At 44.2% G+C, this 16506-nt stretch carries 15 protein-coding genes; all 15 read right to left on the reverse strand.

From position 1 onward, the window contains the following. Positions 1-281: 281 nt before the first annotated feature. On the reverse strand, positions 282-2393 hold the full coding sequence (locus QZZ35_RS04470) for a glutamine synthetase III family protein (protein ID WP_291236322.1): 2112 nt from the start codon (positions 2391-2393) through the stop codon (positions 282-284). A 211-nt stretch (positions 2394-2604) separates the two neighbouring features. Beyond that, the gene (gene miaB, locus QZZ35_RS04475; RefSeq protein WP_291236323.1) at positions 2605-4023 is read right to left on the reverse strand and encodes a tRNA (N6-isopentenyl adenosine(37)-C2)-methylthiotransferase MiaB; all 1419 of its coding nucleotides are present in this window, start codon (positions 4021-4023) and stop codon (positions 2605-2607) included. Positions 4024-4037: 14 nt separating this feature from the next. After that, positions 4038-5288 (reverse strand): glutamate-5-semialdehyde dehydrogenase, encoded by a 1251-nt coding sequence (locus QZZ35_RS04480; protein WP_291236334.1) that lies wholly within the window; start codon positions 5286-5288, stop codon positions 4038-4040. Further along, the gene (locus QZZ35_RS04485) at positions 5272-5850 is read right to left on the reverse strand and encodes a 5-formyltetrahydrofolate cyclo-ligase (protein ID WP_291236324.1); all 579 of its coding nucleotides are present in this window, start codon (positions 5848-5850) and stop codon (positions 5272-5274) included. Before QZZ35_RS04485 ends, QZZ35_RS04480 begins: the two co-directional genes overlap by 17 nt. Continuing rightward, positions 5840-6067 (reverse strand): DUF896 domain-containing protein, encoded by a 228-nt coding sequence (locus tag QZZ35_RS04490; protein ID WP_291233720.1) that lies wholly within the window; start codon positions 6065-6067, stop codon positions 5840-5842. The genes QZZ35_RS04485 and QZZ35_RS04490 overlap by 11 nt, the downstream gene beginning before the upstream one ends. Next, positions 6064-6912: a glutamate 5-kinase gene (gene proB / locus QZZ35_RS04495; protein WP_291236325.1), complete on the reverse strand. Its 849-nt coding sequence runs from the start codon at positions 6910-6912 to the stop codon at positions 6064-6066. Before proB ends, QZZ35_RS04490 begins: the two co-directional genes overlap by 4 nt. Before the next feature lie 15 nt (positions 6913-6927). Continuing rightward, entirely contained in the window at positions 6928-8535 is a 1608-nt protein-coding gene (locus tag QZZ35_RS04500; protein WP_291236326.1) for an NAD(P)/FAD-dependent oxidoreductase, read from the reverse strand. Continuing rightward, positions 8513-9745: an NAD(P)/FAD-dependent oxidoreductase gene (locus QZZ35_RS04505; RefSeq protein ID WP_291236327.1), complete on the reverse strand. Its 1233-nt coding sequence runs from the start codon at positions 9743-9745 to the stop codon at positions 8513-8515. The genes QZZ35_RS04500 and QZZ35_RS04505 overlap by 23 nt, the downstream gene beginning before the upstream one ends. A gap of 92 nt (positions 9746-9837) precedes the next feature. Beyond that, positions 9838-10428, reverse strand: a complete 591-nt coding sequence (locus QZZ35_RS04510) for a hypothetical protein (RefSeq protein ID WP_291236328.1) — start codon at positions 10426-10428, stop codon at positions 9838-9840. A 61-nt stretch (positions 10429-10489) separates the two neighbouring features. Next, the gene (locus QZZ35_RS04515) at positions 10490-12109 is read right to left on the reverse strand and encodes a putative polysaccharide biosynthesis protein (protein ID WP_291236329.1); all 1620 of its coding nucleotides are present in this window, start codon (positions 12107-12109) and stop codon (positions 10490-10492) included. Positions 12110-12123: 14 nt separating this feature from the next. Further along, positions 12124-13200: a DUF3048 domain-containing protein gene (locus QZZ35_RS04520; protein ID WP_291236330.1), complete on the reverse strand. Its 1077-nt coding sequence runs from the start codon at positions 13198-13200 to the stop codon at positions 12124-12126. 30 nt (positions 13201-13230) lie between these two features. Next, positions 13231-13731 (reverse strand): rRNA maturation RNase YbeY, encoded by a 501-nt coding sequence (gene ybeY / locus QZZ35_RS04525; protein ID WP_291236331.1) that lies wholly within the window; start codon positions 13729-13731, stop codon positions 13231-13233. A gap of 6 nt (positions 13732-13737) precedes the next feature. Continuing rightward, on the reverse strand, positions 13738-14733 hold the full coding sequence (locus QZZ35_RS04530) for a PhoH family protein (RefSeq protein ID WP_291236332.1): 996 nt from the start codon (positions 14731-14733) through the stop codon (positions 13738-13740). After that, positions 14708-15961 (reverse strand): sporulation protein YqfD, encoded by a 1254-nt coding sequence (locus QZZ35_RS04535; RefSeq protein ID WP_291236333.1) that lies wholly within the window; start codon positions 15959-15961, stop codon positions 14708-14710. The genes QZZ35_RS04530 and QZZ35_RS04535 overlap by 26 nt, the downstream gene beginning before the upstream one ends. Before the next feature lie 3 nt (positions 15962-15964). Continuing rightward, on the reverse strand, positions 15965-16228 hold the full coding sequence (locus QZZ35_RS04540) for a YabP/YqfC family sporulation protein (protein WP_291233729.1): 264 nt from the start codon (positions 16226-16228) through the stop codon (positions 15965-15967). Positions 16229-16506: the final 278 nt, after the last annotated feature.

A 16506-nucleotide genomic window follows, 5' to 3' on the forward strand; every position in this document is an offset into this window, starting at 1 on the left:
AACTGGGAGAATGGCATGACACGGCTATTTTATCCCGGTCCCTTCAGGATTATACGACTCCGGAGACATTTCCGAAATCCATTCATGAACTCCCCCAGGAAATTATTGATTCCATTCTTGCAAAGGGGACATTGCATCTCATACCGAATATTCCGGATAGAAATATACCGGATTAAACACTATTTATATGAAAAACTCCCGAAATAAAAAGCTCCCGAAACAACTGTCCGGGAGCTTAATTTGTGTCCTTTATTTCTATTTATTCCTATGATCCTGCGAAATTATACATTAAACAGTAAGTCTGCATATGTTGGGAAAGGCCATACGTCTTTATCAACAAGCATTTCGAGAGCATCTGCCGGTGTACGAAGATCTGCCATAGCTGTGAAAACTTCATCGCGGTAAGCAATAGCCTGAGCTTTTGGATCTTCAATGGCAGCAGCTTTGTTTGTTGCATCTTCAAGTTTTGAAAGTGCTTCATTTAAAGCAACAAGGTTTGCGGAAATTTCTGCAAGGGATTTTTCCTGAACCGATGCATCTGCTCCGACAGCTTTGACTGCGGCAACGGACTGGGCAACCGTTGTTGTATATTTGATAACTGCAGGAACGATCTGTTTCTTAGCCATATCGATCATTGTGCGTGCTTCGATATTGATTGCTTTTGCGTATGTTTCGTAGCCGACTTCCTGACGGGATGTTAACTCGACTCTTGTCAAAACTTTGTGTTTTTCGAAGAGAGCGATAGTGTTTTCTTCTGTCAGGCATTCAAGTGCATCCACCATGTTTTTAATGTTTGGAAGACCTCTGCGTTCTGCTTCTTCCACCCATTCATCAGAGTATCCATTGCCGTTGAAGATAATACGGATATGTTCGCCGATCCACTGTTTTGTAAGGTCATGTGCAGCCATGATCGGATCGTCAGAAGCTTCAAGTACGTCAGCAGCCTGGCTTAATGTTTCTGCAACGATTGTGTTGAGTACGGTGTTTGGGTCAGCGATGGAAGCTGTGGAACCAACCATACGGAATTCAAATTTATTGCCTGTGAAAGCAAACGGTGATGTACGGTTACGGTCTGTTGCATCTTTCATGAAGGAAGGAACTGTGGAAACGCCCACATCTAATTTTCCGCCCATCTTACTGGATGTAGCTTCGCCCTTTTCACATAACTGATTTAATACGTCTTCAAGCTGTTCTCCGAGGAAGATAGAAATGATTGCCGGAGGCGCTTCGTTCGCACCGAGACGGTGATCGTTTCCTGGATTTGCAGCAGATTCACGGAGTAATGGTGCATATTCATCAACTGCTTTAAGGATGGCAGATAAGATCAGCAGGAACTGTTTGTTCTGATGTGGTGTTGTACCCGGATCAAGCAGGTTCACACCTGTATCTGTAGACATGGACCAGTTGTTGTGTTTACCGGAACCGTTGATGCCTGCAAATGGTTTTTCATGGAGCAGGCATACAAGATTGTGGCGAAGAGCCACTTTCTTCATTGTTTCCATAACAAGCTGGTTATGATCGGTTGCAATGTTTGTTGTATTGTAGATCGGAGCAAGCTCATGCTGTGCCGGTGCAACTTCATTGTGCTGTGTTTTTGCTGTTACACCCAGCTTCCAGAGTTCTTCATTGATATCATTCATGTATGCGGATACACGTTCTTTAATGCTTCCGAAATAGTGGTCATCCAGTTCCTGTCCTTTAGGAGCAGGTGCGCCGAACAGTGTACGTCCTGCAAAGATCAGGTCTTCTCTCTGATTGTATGTATCTTTGTCAACGAGAAAATATTCCTGTTCCGGACCGACACTTGTGGTTACTCTCTGTGCTTCTGTATCGCCAAATGCACGGATAAGACGAAGTGCCTGAACATTTAATGCTTCCATGGAACGAAGCAGAGGTGTTTTTTTGTCAAGTGCTTCACCTGTGTAGGAACAGAAAATTGTAGGAATGCAAAGAACGGATGTGCCGCTCGGTGATTCGTGTACGAATGCCGGAGATGTACAATCCCATGCGGTATAGCCTCTGGCTTCAAATGTTGCACGAAGTCCGCCAGATGGGAAGGAGGAACCATCAGGTTCACCTTTGATCAGTTCCTTACCGGAAAATTCGAGAATAACACCACCGTCATCTGTCGGTGTAATAAAAGCATCATGTTTTTCAGCAGTAATTCCTGTTAAAGGCTGGAACCAGTGTGTGTAGTGGGTTGCACCTTTTTCAATCGCCCAGTCTTTCATAGCGTTGGCAACGACTTCAGCTACATGGCTGTCAAGTTCTCCGCCGACGGCAATTGTCTGTTTTAATTCTTTGTAAATTTTCTTTGGGAGTCTTTCTTTCATGGTAGCGTCATCAAAAACATCTGAACCAAAAATTTCTGCCACATCAATCTTCTTTGTCATGATAATTCCTCTCCTCTATCATTAAATTTGATAAATCATAGCCCTATTATTCTTCCTATGATTAAAAAAAGGTGCTCTCCACGAATAGAGAACACCTTTGTTCGACTTCGTGTATAGATTAGCACACTCCGGCGAAAAAATAAACACTTTTTTTCTTAAAAAATGGATTTTGTCAAATTGTTCTAATTCGCCTCGGAACAAAATCTGATTTTTAGTTATTTTTTACGGATTCTCCCATATAATAAAAATTTTTACAAGAAGTAAGGTGTACAGGCACGATTTTTCCGATCAGGGAGGCATCGCCTTTAAAATGAACAACGATATTGTTACTCATTTTTCCTGTGACAAGGGATGGATCCTGATGATTCACCTCTTCGACAAGGACATCCTGGACGGTTCCTTCATGGCGGCTGCACACTCTGGCCGCAATGGTCTGAACCCTTTCAAGAAGGCGGTTAAACCGGTCTTTAACCACATCCTCAGGGATCTGGTCTTCCATGACGGCCGCCGGTGTACCTGTGCGTTTGGAATAAATAAATGTATAGGCACTGTCGTAGCCGACTTTTTCGACAACATCCAGTGTCTCAAGGAAATCTTCTTCTGTCTCTCCCGGAAATCCCACAATGATATCTGTTGTCAGGGAAATATCCGGGCAGGCACGGCGCAGTTTGTCAACAAGTTTTAAATAATCTTCTTTTGTGTACCGACGGTTCATCTTTTTTAAGATGTCACTACTGCCCGACTGAAGGGGAAGATGAAGATGACGGCAGATTTTTGGCTCTTCGGCCATGACCTGAATCAGTTCATCGGACAGATCCTTTGGATGGGATGTCATAAAGCGAACCCGCTCTAATCCGTCAATCCGACAGATCCGTCGAAGAAGTTCGGCAAAACTGAGGGGTTGCTCTAATGTTTTTCCGTAAGAATTGACATTTTGTCCGAGAAGCATGACTTCAACAACACCGTCTGCCACAGCATTTTCTATTTCACGGATAATGTCTTCCGGCTGGCGGCTCCGCTCTCTTCCGCGCACATAAGGAACGATGCAGTAACTGCAGAAATTATTACATCCGAACATAATATTGATACCTGTTTTAAAAGGATATTTACGTTCATTCGGAAGATCCTCAACGATCTGGTCCGTATCTTTCCAGATATCGATGACCATTTTACCCTCTGTGATCCGACGGTAAACAAGTTCGGCAAATTTAAAGATGTTGTGGGTGCCGAAAATAAGATCCACATGCCGGTAGCTCTTTTTTAATTTTTCGACGACTTCCGGTTCCTGCATCATACAGCCGCACAGGGCAATAAACATTTCCGGATTTTTCTTTTTGATCTGTTTCATCTGACCAAGACGTCCGTAAACACGCATATTGGCATTTTCGCGGACGGTACATGTATTGTAAATGACAAAATCGGCTTTTTCTGAATCAATCATTGTGTAACCGATCTTTTCAAGAATTCCTGTCAGTTTTTCTGAATCTCTGGCATTCATCTGGCAGCCGAAAGTAATGACGGATGCGGTTAAAGGGCGCCCAAGCTTTTCTTCCTGGCTGGTCACCCACTGATGGCATTGATCCATATAATAATACTGACGTTCGGCTTCTGTAAGATGTTCTGTTAACATAGTTTCCTCCTGTTTTATGGACGGACCTGACCATTGCCGTAAATAATATATTTGGTTGTTGTCAGTTCCTTAAGACCCATCGGGCCGCGGGCATGAAGTTTTTGGGTACTTATGCCGATCTCTGCTCCGAAACCGAATTCAAATCCGTCGGTGAAACGTGTTGACGCATTGACATACACGGCAGCGGCGTCAATTTCTTCAAGAAAACGACGGGCGTTATCATAGTCGGATGTGATGATGGCTTCGGAATGTTTTGTGTTGTAGCGGTTAATATGTTCAATCGCCTCATCCAGGCTGTTAACGATCTTAGCGGATAAAATATAGTCCAGATATTCCTGGCCCCAGTCCTCTTCTGTTGCCGGGATGATCTTAGCGTTTAACCGGCAGCAGTTTTCATCTCCGCGGATCTCTACATTTTTCTTAAACAAACGGTCGCATATAGCCGGAAGGACCCGGTCTGCGATATCCTTATGGATGACAAGGGATTCGCAGGCGTTGCATACACCGGTGCGCTGTGTTTTTGCATTATCGATAATGTTGACAGCCATATCAATATCTGCGGAGGCATCCACATAAACATGGCAGTTTCCTGTACCTGTCTCGATAACAGGGACGGTACTGTTTTCTACAACTGTGCGGATGAGTCCGGCACTTCCTCTCGGAATGAGAACGTCCAGATACTGGTTCATGCGCATCAGCTGTTTGGCTGTCTCACGGTTTGTATCTTCCACAAGCTGGATCGCATCCGGAGTGACGCCCTTTTCTTCAAGGGCCCGGCGGATAATATCCACGATGGCTTTGTTTGAATGGATGGCATCACTGCCGCCTTTTAAGATGACCGCATTGCTTGTTTTAAAGCAGAGACCGAAAGCATCGGCTGTGACGTTCGGACGGGATTCGTAGATAATGCCGATGACACCGAGAGGTACTCTTTTTTTGCCGATTTCAAGACCGTTTGGACGGATCTTTGCTTCGAGTATCTCTCCGATCGGATCTTCAAGAGCGATCAGGGAAGTGAGACCTTCGGCCATAGATGCGATACGGCTGTCAGTCAGGGCAAGACGGTCTACAAGAGATTCTTTCATACCTTTTTCACGGGCAATCGCTACATCCAGAGCATTGGCTTCAAGAATCGTTTGGCTGGAGCAGGTCAGAGCCTCAGCTACAGCTTTGAGACAGTCATTTTTTGTTGTTGTATTGAGTTTCAATAATTCGCGTTCTGCTTTTTTGGCGTTGATTCCTAATGTTTCAAGCATCATGTTGATTCATCCTTTCCAGTAAATTATATTCGGTCACAATGTAATCCATCAAAAGATCATGGGATTCTCTCGGAACTTCCGGTATGAGCTGAAGATCATAGCAGATACCGCAGCGGTAAAAATGATGGGTGTACCTGTTCACATACCGGTCATAATAGCCGCCGCCATAGCCAAGTCTTCCGAATCCGCGGTCAAAGGCAAGACCGGGAAGCACCATCAGACATTTTTCTGAAGGCTTTGCGGGATGCAGAGGTGCAGGTTCCATAATACCCATGTAACCCGGGACAAGCCGGCTGACATCTTCGACGAAGAAAAATTCCATGTCGGTTTTAGAAACTACTTTGGGGAGTGCCAGCTGTTTGCCGTCTTTTAATACTCTCTCGTTAAAGCGGGTCGTGTCCACTTCACTTCTAAAGCTTACGTAAGAGTAAATGACCGGGGATTCAAGATAGATCCTGCTTTGGCAGAGCCGGTCAAATATCCTTTCCGAAAGAAGGTGTCTTTCTTCTTTTTGAATCTGATTGCGAAGAAAGGTCATATGGGATCGAAGTTCTTTTTTAGTTTCCATATTTTTCCTGATGGCGTTTTTTTAGATCAATGAGCGTGCCGTCCTCTTTCTGAATTTTAATTGTATCCAGCTGACCTTTAAGGTTCTGGCGGACAGAGGCAATGTAGCGTCCTCGAAGTTCGGCCTGTTCTTCCTTCTCTTCCGGTGTCAGACCCTCAGGGGATTTTGATTTTCTATATAATTCATTAATTCTTGCGATATCTTTTTCGGTAATCAATGTCTTTTTCCCTCCTCAATGTAGCTTTTTAAGTCAAAATCTTCGTTTTTATGGGCAAGGAAAAGGGTTCCGATATTTTTTCCTTCGATAATATCGTGGATCGTGCGGAAATCTTTTCCGTTGGAAATGATCATGTCACAGCCGGAATCTGTTGCGATCCGTGCCGCATCAATTTTTGTGACCATGCCGCCGGTTCCAAAATCACTTCCGGCACCTTTCGCCATATCATAAAGACTTTTATCGATTTTGTATACACATTCAATAAAACGTGCATTTGGATTTTTATTTGGATCGTCCGTATAAAGTCCGTCGATATCCGACATGAGAATAAGTAAATCCGCGCTGACCAGAGCGGCTACTACGGCCGATAAGGTATCATTATCACCGAATTCAATCTCATCTGTTGATACGGTGTCGTTTTCGTTGACGATCGGGATGACACCCATATCTAAAAGCTGATCAAAAGTGTTTCGCGCATTAAAGAGACTTTTTTCGCGGATGATCGTATGTTTTGTCATTAAAATCTGAGAGCTGATCTGATGATATTCGTTAAATAAACGCTGATAAAGAGCGATAAGTGCGCCCTGTCCCACAGAGGCACATGCCTGTTTTACAGGCAGGGACGAAGGCCGCTTATTTAAACCGAGTACTTTTCTTCCGGCACCGATCGCACCGGATGAAACAAGAATAACTTCCTTTCCCTGATTCCTCAGATCGCACAGGATGCGGACAAGCTGTTCCAGTTTGAACAGGTCCATCATACCTGTCTCTTCATGTACAAGAGATGATGAACCGACTTTAATGACAATTCGTTTTTTATGCTTCAAAGAAGCTCTATCACACATGTATAATTCCTCCAGTTATCTATTCGTCAATGAATTTATTGGACGGTAATGCTTCCGGATCGCTTCCGCAATGCGAAGTCCGTCCATAGCTGCGGATGTGATGCCGCCGGCATATCCGGCCCCCTCACCGCAGGGATAGATGCCGCCGATTTCGGACTGAAATTCCGAATTCCGTTCCATACGTACAGGGGAAGACGTCCGGGTTTCAACTCCGGATAAAAGAGCATCCGGGCGGTCATATCCCTTAATCTTCTGTCCGAATGCGGTGATGCCCTCTTTCAGGCTCTCACACACATAAGGCGGAAGACATTGATTGATATCTGCAAAAGTAACGTCACCCTTATGAACAGGCCGGACCTGACCATAGCCGGAAGAAACCTTTCCTTCACAGAAGTCTTTGAAAAGCTGAACCGGCACTTTTCCCTGACCGGCCATAAACGCTTTATGTTCCCATATTCTCTGAAATTCCATACCGGCAAGCACATCTTCTGACGGAAAATCATCGGGCGTCACGGTGACAATGACCGCACTGTTGGCATTGTCCGAATCCCGTCCGTGATAGCTCATGCCGTTGACAACAGTCCCACCTTCTTCAGAAGAGGCATTGACCACGTAGCCGCCAGGGCACATGCAGAAGGTATAAACACCCCGGCCGCCTGATGTGGTGTGGGTCAGTTTATAAGGCGCACTTCCGAGAATCTTGTCATTTTCAAGACCGTACTGAGAAAGATTGATCATCTTCTGCGGATGTTCAATACGCACACCGATCGCGAAAGATTTAGCCGTCATCGGGAGATCATGATTTTTCAGCATGGCAAAAGTATCCCGGGCACTGTGGCCGACAGCCAGCACAAGACATTCACATTCGAGCCATTGACGGTCATTAATGCAGACAGAGTGGATGCGCCCGTCCTCTATTTTAATATCTGTGACCTTCGAATGAAAACGGACGTCGCCGCCGAGATTTTTTATCTCTTCACGTATATTTCTGACAATATGACAAAGGACATCGGTGCCGATGTGGGGTTTATTCACATAGGTGATCTCCGGATCGGCTCCGAATTCTGTAAAAATCTCAAGGACTTTCCGGTGTCTGCCGTAAGGGTCTTTAACAAGGGTGTTGAGTTTACCGTCTGAAAAGGTTCCCGCCCCGCCCTCTCCGAACTGGACGTTGGATTCGGGATCAAATTGACCCGTTTCCCAGAAATGATTTACAGTCTGCTGTCGGGCGTCCACATCCTGCCCCCGCTCTAAAAGAATCGGCCGGTAACCGTAACGTGAAAGCATCAGACCGCAGAAAAGTCCGGCAGGACCGCTGCCCACGATGATCACCGGTTTATTTAAAGGTGTTTCGCCGGCATCGGGAAAATGATAAGTTTCCTTTTCGATTTTCTTTATATTCGGGTTTTTATTTCGTTTTAAAAAACTGTTTTCATGTTTTAATTCAAGGTCAACGGTGTAAACGGCCATGATGGCTTCTTTTTTTCGGGCATCGATGGATTTTTTGAAGATCCGCCAGCTGACCACTTCTTTTTCGTTTATATGTATTTTTTTTAATGTATGTCGGAGAACAGCCTGATCGCCTTCCCGGTAGGATATTTTAATTTGGCCTATTCGTATCATAATATTCCTTTCCGGCATGATTTCCGGCAACAGAACCGGTAGCCCATGCCCATTGAAGGTTGTAACCGCCGCATATACCATCGGCGTCTAAAAGTTCACCTGTGATATAAAGACCAGGATATTTTACAGACTCACAGGTGCTCGGATCGATCTCTGACAGATCCACGCCTCCGGCACAGACCTGGGCAAAATCAAATCCCCGGCTTTCTGTAACCGTCGCCGGAAAATGTTTGAGAATATGTGCCAGTGCGCTCATGTCCGGAAATGTTCGTTTTTCATTCTGGCAGGCCAGTTTCATACACTCATGAATGAGTTTGCGGTTCAGAAGTCCGGTCTCAAAAACTTCCGGAGACTGGCCTATAAAGTGCTTGAACCGTCTGTTCAGGAAAGTAGTTAGCTTTTCAATATCCCATTCCGGGAAGAAATCCAGTTCACATGTCACTTTCCGGTGATTTAAAAGCCCGTAGGCAGCCTGTCCGCTGAACTGGAACACAGGAATTCCGGATATGCCGTAATCGGCAAGCTGGAGTTCACCTGTATGGCAGTCTGTCTTTTTGCCGTCAATATACAAAGTGACACTTCCTTCGGTGCGGATACCGGAAAGGGCTTTATAATACTTTTCTTTTACTTTAAGTCCGGTAAGTGCAGGAACGACCGGTACTATTGAGAGACCGAGCTTTCGGCATAATTCATAGCCGCTGCCGTCAGAGCCGAGCTTTTCGGAAGCTTTCCCGCCGCAGGCGAGAATGACCCGCCGGCAGTGAAAGGATTTTTCTTTGCACAGAACCTGAAATCCTTTTCTCTTTGGCCGGATTTCGGTCACATGGCAGTCGGTGACGATGTTTACCCCGAGCCGTTCAAGTTCAAAGCGAAGGGCATCCAGTACCGAGGCAGCCTGCATAGAATTCGGGTATACATAGCCCTCTTTTGCTTTTGGAAGGATACCGAGTCCGCTGAAGAAATCTTCTGTGTCTTTCCATGTAAAAGTCTCAAGGACATGGGAGACAAAAGCCAGATTGCGGCTGTGATAGCATCCGATGTCCATAAATCTGTTTGTATAATTGCATCTGCCATTGCCTGTGGCGAGCAGTTTTTTTCCAATGCGGGGCATGCGTTCCAGAATAGTAACTCCGGCACCCTTTCTTGCCGCCGTCACTGCGGCAGCAAGACCGGAAGCTCCGCCTCCAATAACGATAATATCCGATTTCATTATCACTTTACGCTCCTAAAATGTTAAAATGATGCACATAGATAACTAACATCATAACACAATCTTTTCATTCGTGAAAGCCCTCTTATGCATCAGCTTGAATAGTTTTGTAAAAAACTGTAGAGTTCATTCTCATCCTTAACCTCAAAACCGGTCAGCAGCCGGCATTGAATATCAAAGGGCAGGTCTTTAAAGGATATATCCGGATAATCGAGAACGGTTTTTCGATCACTGTAATAGACGGTTAACCGGCCCTGTTTATAAATAATATAGTATTTATGAAAGTTTTCATCCGGATAATAATATTTCTTCAAAACGACCTCTTTTTGGGAGTAGGATAAAAGATCATAACGGACAAGGCCCTGTTCCCGTTCTTTGATGGGCATATCGGTCATATAGTTTTTTAATAGGGAAACAAGTTCCTGTCGTTCGAGGCCGAGATAAACAGAGGGCATGGGACCGGACTCCGACCTTGTTTCCCCTGTTTTTAAATTAACGGTCTCCAGAATAAGCTTTGTGCCGGGCAGGATAAAATTTTCTTTTCCGGCGGTTACGGGAATAATTTCCGGTTCACCGACGACTTTGGACTGGGACAGGGGCCATGCCATACATAGATATCCGCCGCCGTAGGACAGACCGATGAGCAGCAGCCATAAAAATAAGCAGATACTTTTTCGTTTCATGATGGATTCCACCTCTTTGAAACAAGTATCTGCTTATTTCTATTTTTTTATACAACATCTCTTATAAAAGATGCATACGGTATAAAATGCGAACCAGCGTCTCGCCTTTCGGGAACATATAAAGTTCATCTTCTGTCACACCGCGGGTCAGTACCATAAAGAGAGCGTACACAACCACTGCAATGATAATAGCGATCAGGGTGGACAGAATGTTTGAATGAATCACATAGATGCATCCTTTATAAACTAAAAATGTCACAACACCCATAATGACGGAAGCAACAAAGGTTGCACCGCACATTTTCTGTATATCCAGTCTGTAATCGATAAGTTTTGACAGTGAACGCAGATTCAGAACGCACATACAGAAGGAAAAGACAATATTTCCGTAAATTAAGGCAAAAATATGTAAGTTTGCAAAAGCAAGCAGAACAACGGTGAATACAATGTGCACACCGAGAGAGATCGCCGCGTTGATCACCGGTACACGCATATGATTACTTGCCTGCAAAATCGTCGAAGTCAGTGTCGAAAGTGCATAAAAAATAATCGTCACTGCACCTACGATCAGCATTCTTCCGGGAAGTGTAGTGGAGTCATTGAATAACATCTGCATGATCGGTCCGCCCATCACAGCCACACCGACAGCACACGGAATGGCGATCAGCATGGTCATTCGAATAACCATATCCATCTGTTCTCTTACCTGATCTTTACGATTCAGGGCAATTGCTCCTGCAATTCCCGGCATCATGGCAACAGACAATGCGGAAGTGATGCCTAAAGGAAGATTGATGAGCAGCTGGTATTTTGAACTGTAAATACCGTAAAGGGAACTGATAAAGGAGGACTGATAGCCGATGGCCTTTAAAATATTACTGAACAGGGCTGAATCTAAAAGACTGCTGATCTGATAGATGGTTGATGTCAGTATTAATGGAATAACGGTCAGTCCGATGAGACGATAAATCTCTTTGTCTTCCATCAGTTTTTTTGTCGGATCCTTTTTCATCCGCTGATTTAACCCTTTGCGGTTGGCTGAGTATACAAAGTATAAAAATACAAGACTTGAAACGGCACCCATGAAGGTTCCCATCGTTCCGCCGGCTGCACCGTAAGCGGCCCCTCTGGAAATCAGAATGGCTGCGGCTGCAACGGAAACGATAGCGTTGAAAATCTGTTCAACAACCTGAGATAAACCGGTAGGTGCCATGTTGCCAAGACCCTGTGTATATCCGCGGAATACACCCATAACGGCACAGACAAATACGGTAGGTGCCAGTACTCTGAGGGCAGGTGCGACTTCTGTTATGCCGCCGAACATAAACGAAGAAATCTGGCGGGCACCGACAAAGGTGATCAGTGCCAGTGTACCGCTGAGTACAGCGGCAAAAATAATCGAACAGCGGAAGATCCGCTGGGCATTTTTATATTCGCGCTTTGCTACCCGCGCTGCTGTCAGTTTGGATACAGCAACAGGTATGGCGCTTGTTGAGAGAATGACAAGAATCTGGTACACTTCGAACGCGAAGCCGTAATAGCCCATACCCTCATTTCCAACAATATTGGTCAGCGGGATACGGTAGACAATACCGATCAAACGCACGATAATGGAGGCAAGGGCCAGAATACTTCCCTGAACTACCAGGTTCCTGCCGGTTTTTGTTTTACTGCTGTCCATAGAACACCTCTCTCCTATTTTGCTGTGCAGGAAACTGCTGTTTCTGAAGGTACTACAGAAATATAGGATTTTCCTCTGTTCAGATAAGCAGGTGAACCATCTTCATAGTAATATTTCGTTACATCAGATTCTGAAGGGCGTTCCCAGAGTATTTTTACGGCCTTGCCGTTGGTGATCAAAAGACCGGTGCCTTTTCCGATCAGTGTATAGTCCTGATGATCCTGTTCACTGATGACGCTTCGGTCTGCATACTGTATGATGAGATTCTTGAACGTTAACTGTTCATTGTTTTCCGCATCAATGTGGGGACCGCCATACTGAAAACGGTAATAAAGACCGTCATCTTCGTGATATTCGAACCATGGCTTATTGTATTCAAAAGGCATGGTCACTTTCCATGCATCATCCCCCTCTTCGGGAACCGTATCCGAAGTAAAGAAGTTTAAGCGTCCTTCATAATTCGCCGGATAATCACGGCTGATGCCGGTTGCAGACAGACCTGCATTTAAACCGTCTTTCGATGTATAAACGTTATGTGGTGCCGGGCGATCATCAGAACGCCAGAATACGGATTCACTGTAGCCGGAAAGACCGCTGATGGTCGGGTAGCCGTTTTTAATACGTTCTTCGGCGAAGATCGACTGACCGAAATGGGTAAAAATAGCTGAATCATCCGAAGCCAGATCCATATAATAATGGCGTGCGCTTCGTACAGATCCTACTTTGTTCAGATGCTCAATGTCCTGAAATTCGCACAACAGACGTGTAATATTATACTCAACAAGACATTCATACAGGATCTCAGCCTGACTGATACCGCTCTGAGGTATGGCATCCTCGATATTGTTGATCATAATGGCAAAGGGACGTTTGTTTCCGATCGCCTGCTCTACCGGTTCGCCTGTAAGGTAACTGTACATCTGTCCTTCGGCGAGGGTTTCTTCCGTTTCTTTCTTCGTTTCCGCCTTTTTTGTCTCCTCTGCCTGAGTTTCAGATTCGGTCTGGGCTGTTGTTTCCTTTTTGCCGCCGCAGGATGTCAGACAGAACAAAAATGTCACAGTGAAGAGAAATAGAATGAATTTCTTTTTCATGTAGGTTAGCTCCTTTTTCTTATGTATTTTTTAACGATACAACCCCAGTTGGTTTAATATTTCCTCCTGACGCTTTTCCATATCTTCTCTCTCATCCGCTTCCATATGATCAAAACCAAAAAGATGCAGCATACTGTGAGCGACTAAAAAGCCAAGTTCCCGCTCTCTTGAATGACCGTAGGCTTCCGATTGTTCAATGACTTTTTCAACGGAAATGATAATATCTCCGAGTATAAGTTCCCCCGAATCCGGGTCAAAACAGTCTTCCGCAGACATGTCTTCTACAACCGAAAAATCTGCCGGGTGCTCATAATCCAGCATAGGAAAAGACAGGACATCTGTCGGTTTTGCAAGGTCCCGGTATTCTTCATTAATAGCTGCAATGGAAGGATTATCTGTTAAGATCACATTAACTTCCGCCTCATAAGGGCATTCGTACAGTTCCAGTGCTGTTTCGATCACCTTTGTAATGATAGATTCTGAAGGAATGCCAAGGGAAAGTTCCGTTTCATATTCTATATGAATTGCCATAATATATCAACTCCTTTTCGATTTTTTTATACGGGAAACCCGTTCTGTACGATGCTCATAATCGTCGTAGGCCTTCACGATCTTCTGAACGAGTGGGTGACGGACAACGTCCTTGTTGGACAGCATGCTGATACCGATATCATCAATGTTTTTCAGCACTTTTAAAGCCACGTCCAGACCGGAACTCTGTCCGGAAGGAAGGTCTTTCTGGCTCAGGTCGCCGGTGACGATAACTTTAGAACCAAACCCGACACGGGTAAGGAACATCTTCATCTGGGCCGGTGTGGTGTTCTGGGCTTCATCAAGAACAATAAATGAGTTATCCAGTGTACGTCCGCGCATGTAGGCTAAAGGAGCGACCTCGATCAGTCCTTTTTCCATATTGCGCATATAGGCCTCTGCTCCCATGATTTCGTATAAAGCATCATAAAGCGGTCTCAAATAGGGATCGATCTTACTCTGAAGGTCTCCCGGAAGAAATCCAAGCTTCTCTCCTGCTTCAATAGCCGGACGGGTCAAAATGATCCGGTTTACTTCATTATTTTTGAACGCAGTGATGGCCATAGCCATAGCAAGATAAGTTTTTCCTGTACCTGCAGGTCCGATTCCGAATACGATCATCTTATTGCGGATCTGATCCACATAAGCTTTCTGGCCAAGCGTCTTTGGCTTGATCGGTTTTCCGTTGATCGTGTGGCATATAATATCCTGATTCAGTGTGACAATGGAAGACTCCTTGTCATCGAAGGAAAGGGAAAGGGCGTAGTCAACATTTTGTTCGCTGATCATCTCCCCTTTTTTGGAAAGCTCCAGTAAATTTAAAAATACACTTTTGGCTTTGGCAACATGCCCTGCATCTCCCACAATTTTGATGGCACTGTCTCTCACAATGATGGTGACGTTCAGTGTGCGTTCGATTTTTTTAATAAAGAGGTCATATTGTCCAAAAATATTCCGGGCATGTTCAACCGGAACATCAATCATTGATTCTGTTATACTCATGTGTCTCTCCAATCTCACCATTCTGGGCCTCATCCATAAGGGTTTCGCTGTTTTCACCGATGGATTCAATTAAAACAAAATTACCTTTTGCTTCTGCCCGATTTTCATACATTACTATTTTAACATTATTTTCAAGAATTTGTACCCCTTTTTCAGAGAATTCACGAATTGTATCGGACAATTCATCTTCGGCCTGTTTTTTGCAGGCAGCGGAGGAAATCCATTCAGGCAGGGTCTCGAAAGAAATATATTGATCTTTCTGAAGATATATATCTGAAAATAAACAGAAAATCTCCGTAAAATGGTCATAGGTTTTATTTTTTTCATCGGATCCGGGTCCTTTTCCGAAAGTGAAGGACTGATTTCCGATGGATAATGTCCATCGGAAGACGGGTTTTTCATATTTTTTGCAGGTTTTTAAAAATTCATAAGTTTTATTATAAGTTTCTGTAACGACGGCATAAATGTCACCGTCCGCACCGACCGTCCGTATTTCGGTCACGGTCATACTGTCATCTTTTATCTCGTTGATACCGTCGATGAGCAGATCCCCTTTTGATACCTTGTCTTTAACACCGACTTTTGGGATGCCGCTTCTGGTAACCATCGACACAATCTCCCCGTCTTTTTTCGCGACAATGTATCGCGGCAGAGCTCTTGAATCCGTTTCCGCATCGTATTTGACCATTTCTTCCATGGATACTATAAGCGATGTCCCTTCGGTCCGTATAGAGATCCAGGAAATATCGGGAAAGGTCAGCCGCAGATTTTCTTCGAGGGAAGGACTGTCAATTGTCTGTTTCCATATTCCGGGATGAATATTTTCATATTCTGAAAGATATTTTGAAAGCTTTTCATCTGTATAATAGGAATTACCGTAAAATTCAAGCTTCCATATATGAGCGGAAAGGAAATAGAGCATCAGGATACATCCGGTCATGCCGATCCATAAGCCCTTTCTTTTTTGTAAAAATACAAGAAAAAAGGCGAAACCGTGCTTTTCTTCGATATGGACACGGACTTTTGTTTTTCTGATAAAAGATCGTATTTTCCAGAAATCCCGGAGACAGATCCTGCAGCGGCAGCATCCCTTTTCTAAGGTCATATTCCAGCATTCGATATGCTGATGACGGCACATATTAAAGAGCCGTTCCAGGTCTCCGCCTTTAAAGCTGCAGACCAGATAGCTTCTAAACCATCGGAACAGGTTTTCCATAAACAGCCACACCTTTCACCCACCCTGATAGATGATGGAAACAATATGTCCACGGATACAGATTTCATCTTCATTAAAATAGACAATATTCAAATCTGTACCCTGAATCAGCAATCGCTGTTCTTTAAGCAGAAGAACCATTTCCTGCCGGCTGTATCTGAGTATTTTTCTGTAATTCAGTATTTTTATGGTTTTGTGACCGAGAATATATATGTAAGGCATATCCTGTTCAAGTTCTTCCGGTAAAATGGAATGTTCCTGAAACCATTTTCCGAACAATGGCAATCACCGTTTTTTTCTACAGTCTATGCAGAAAAAGAACAGGTTATGCGGAATAAACTTTCCAATATTAAAATCAAAGTGTGCTTCTAATATTATTACGTTTAAAATTTATACACATGTGAAGCACACTTTGCCGCGCCGAGCGATACCGCTATGCGGTAAATACCTTTTAAGCGAGTGCGCATCCATAGTGGAACGTTTTGATTGTATTGGAAAGTTTATAAACTTTCCAATACAATCAAAAAAGCTATAACATACGTTATAGCTTTTTATAT

This window comes from Frisingicoccus sp. (genome assembly GCA_016298055.1).
Lineage (GTDB): Bacteria > Bacillota > Clostridia > Lachnospirales > Lachnospiraceae > Frisingicoccus.

Bases quoted from the DNA above. Each gene is read 5' to 3' on its own strand.
- QZZ35_RS04470 (WP_291236322.1), bottom strand. From the start codon at position 2,393: ATGACAAAGAAGATTGATGTGGCAGAAATTTTTGGTTCAGATGTTTTT.
- miaB (WP_291236323.1), bottom strand. From the start codon at position 4,023: ATGTTAACAGAACATCTTACAGAAGCCGAACGTCAGTATTATTATATG.
- QZZ35_RS04485 (WP_291236324.1), bottom strand. From the start codon at position 5,850: ATGGAAACTAAAAAAGAACTTCGATCCCATATGACCTTTCTTCGCAAT.
- proB (WP_291236325.1), bottom strand. From the start codon at position 6,912: ATGTGTGATAGAGCTTCTTTGAAGCATAAAAAACGAATTGTCATTAAA.
- QZZ35_RS04500 (WP_291236326.1), bottom strand. From the start codon at position 8,535: ATGATACGAATAGGCCAAATTAAAATATCCTACCGGGAAGGCGATCAG.
- QZZ35_RS04505 (WP_291236327.1), bottom strand. From the start codon at position 9,745: ATGAAATCGGATATTATCGTTATTGGAGGCGGAGCTTCCGGTCTTGCT.
- QZZ35_RS04510 (WP_291236328.1), bottom strand. From the start codon at position 10,428: ATGAAACGAAAAAGTATCTGCTTATTTTTATGGCTGCTGCTCATCGGT.
- QZZ35_RS04515 (WP_291236329.1), bottom strand. From the start codon at position 12,109: ATGGACAGCAGTAAAACAAAAACCGGCAGGAACCTGGTAGTTCAGGGA.
- QZZ35_RS04520 (WP_291236330.1), bottom strand. From the start codon at position 13,200: ATGAAAAAGAAATTCATTCTATTTCTCTTCACTGTGACATTTTTGTTC.
- ybeY (WP_291236331.1), bottom strand. From the start codon at position 13,731: ATGGCAATTCATATAGAATATGAAACGGAACTTTCCCTTGGCATTCCT.
- QZZ35_RS04530 (WP_291236332.1), bottom strand. From the start codon at position 14,733: ATGAGTATAACAGAATCAATGATTGATGTTCCGGTTGAACATGCCCGG.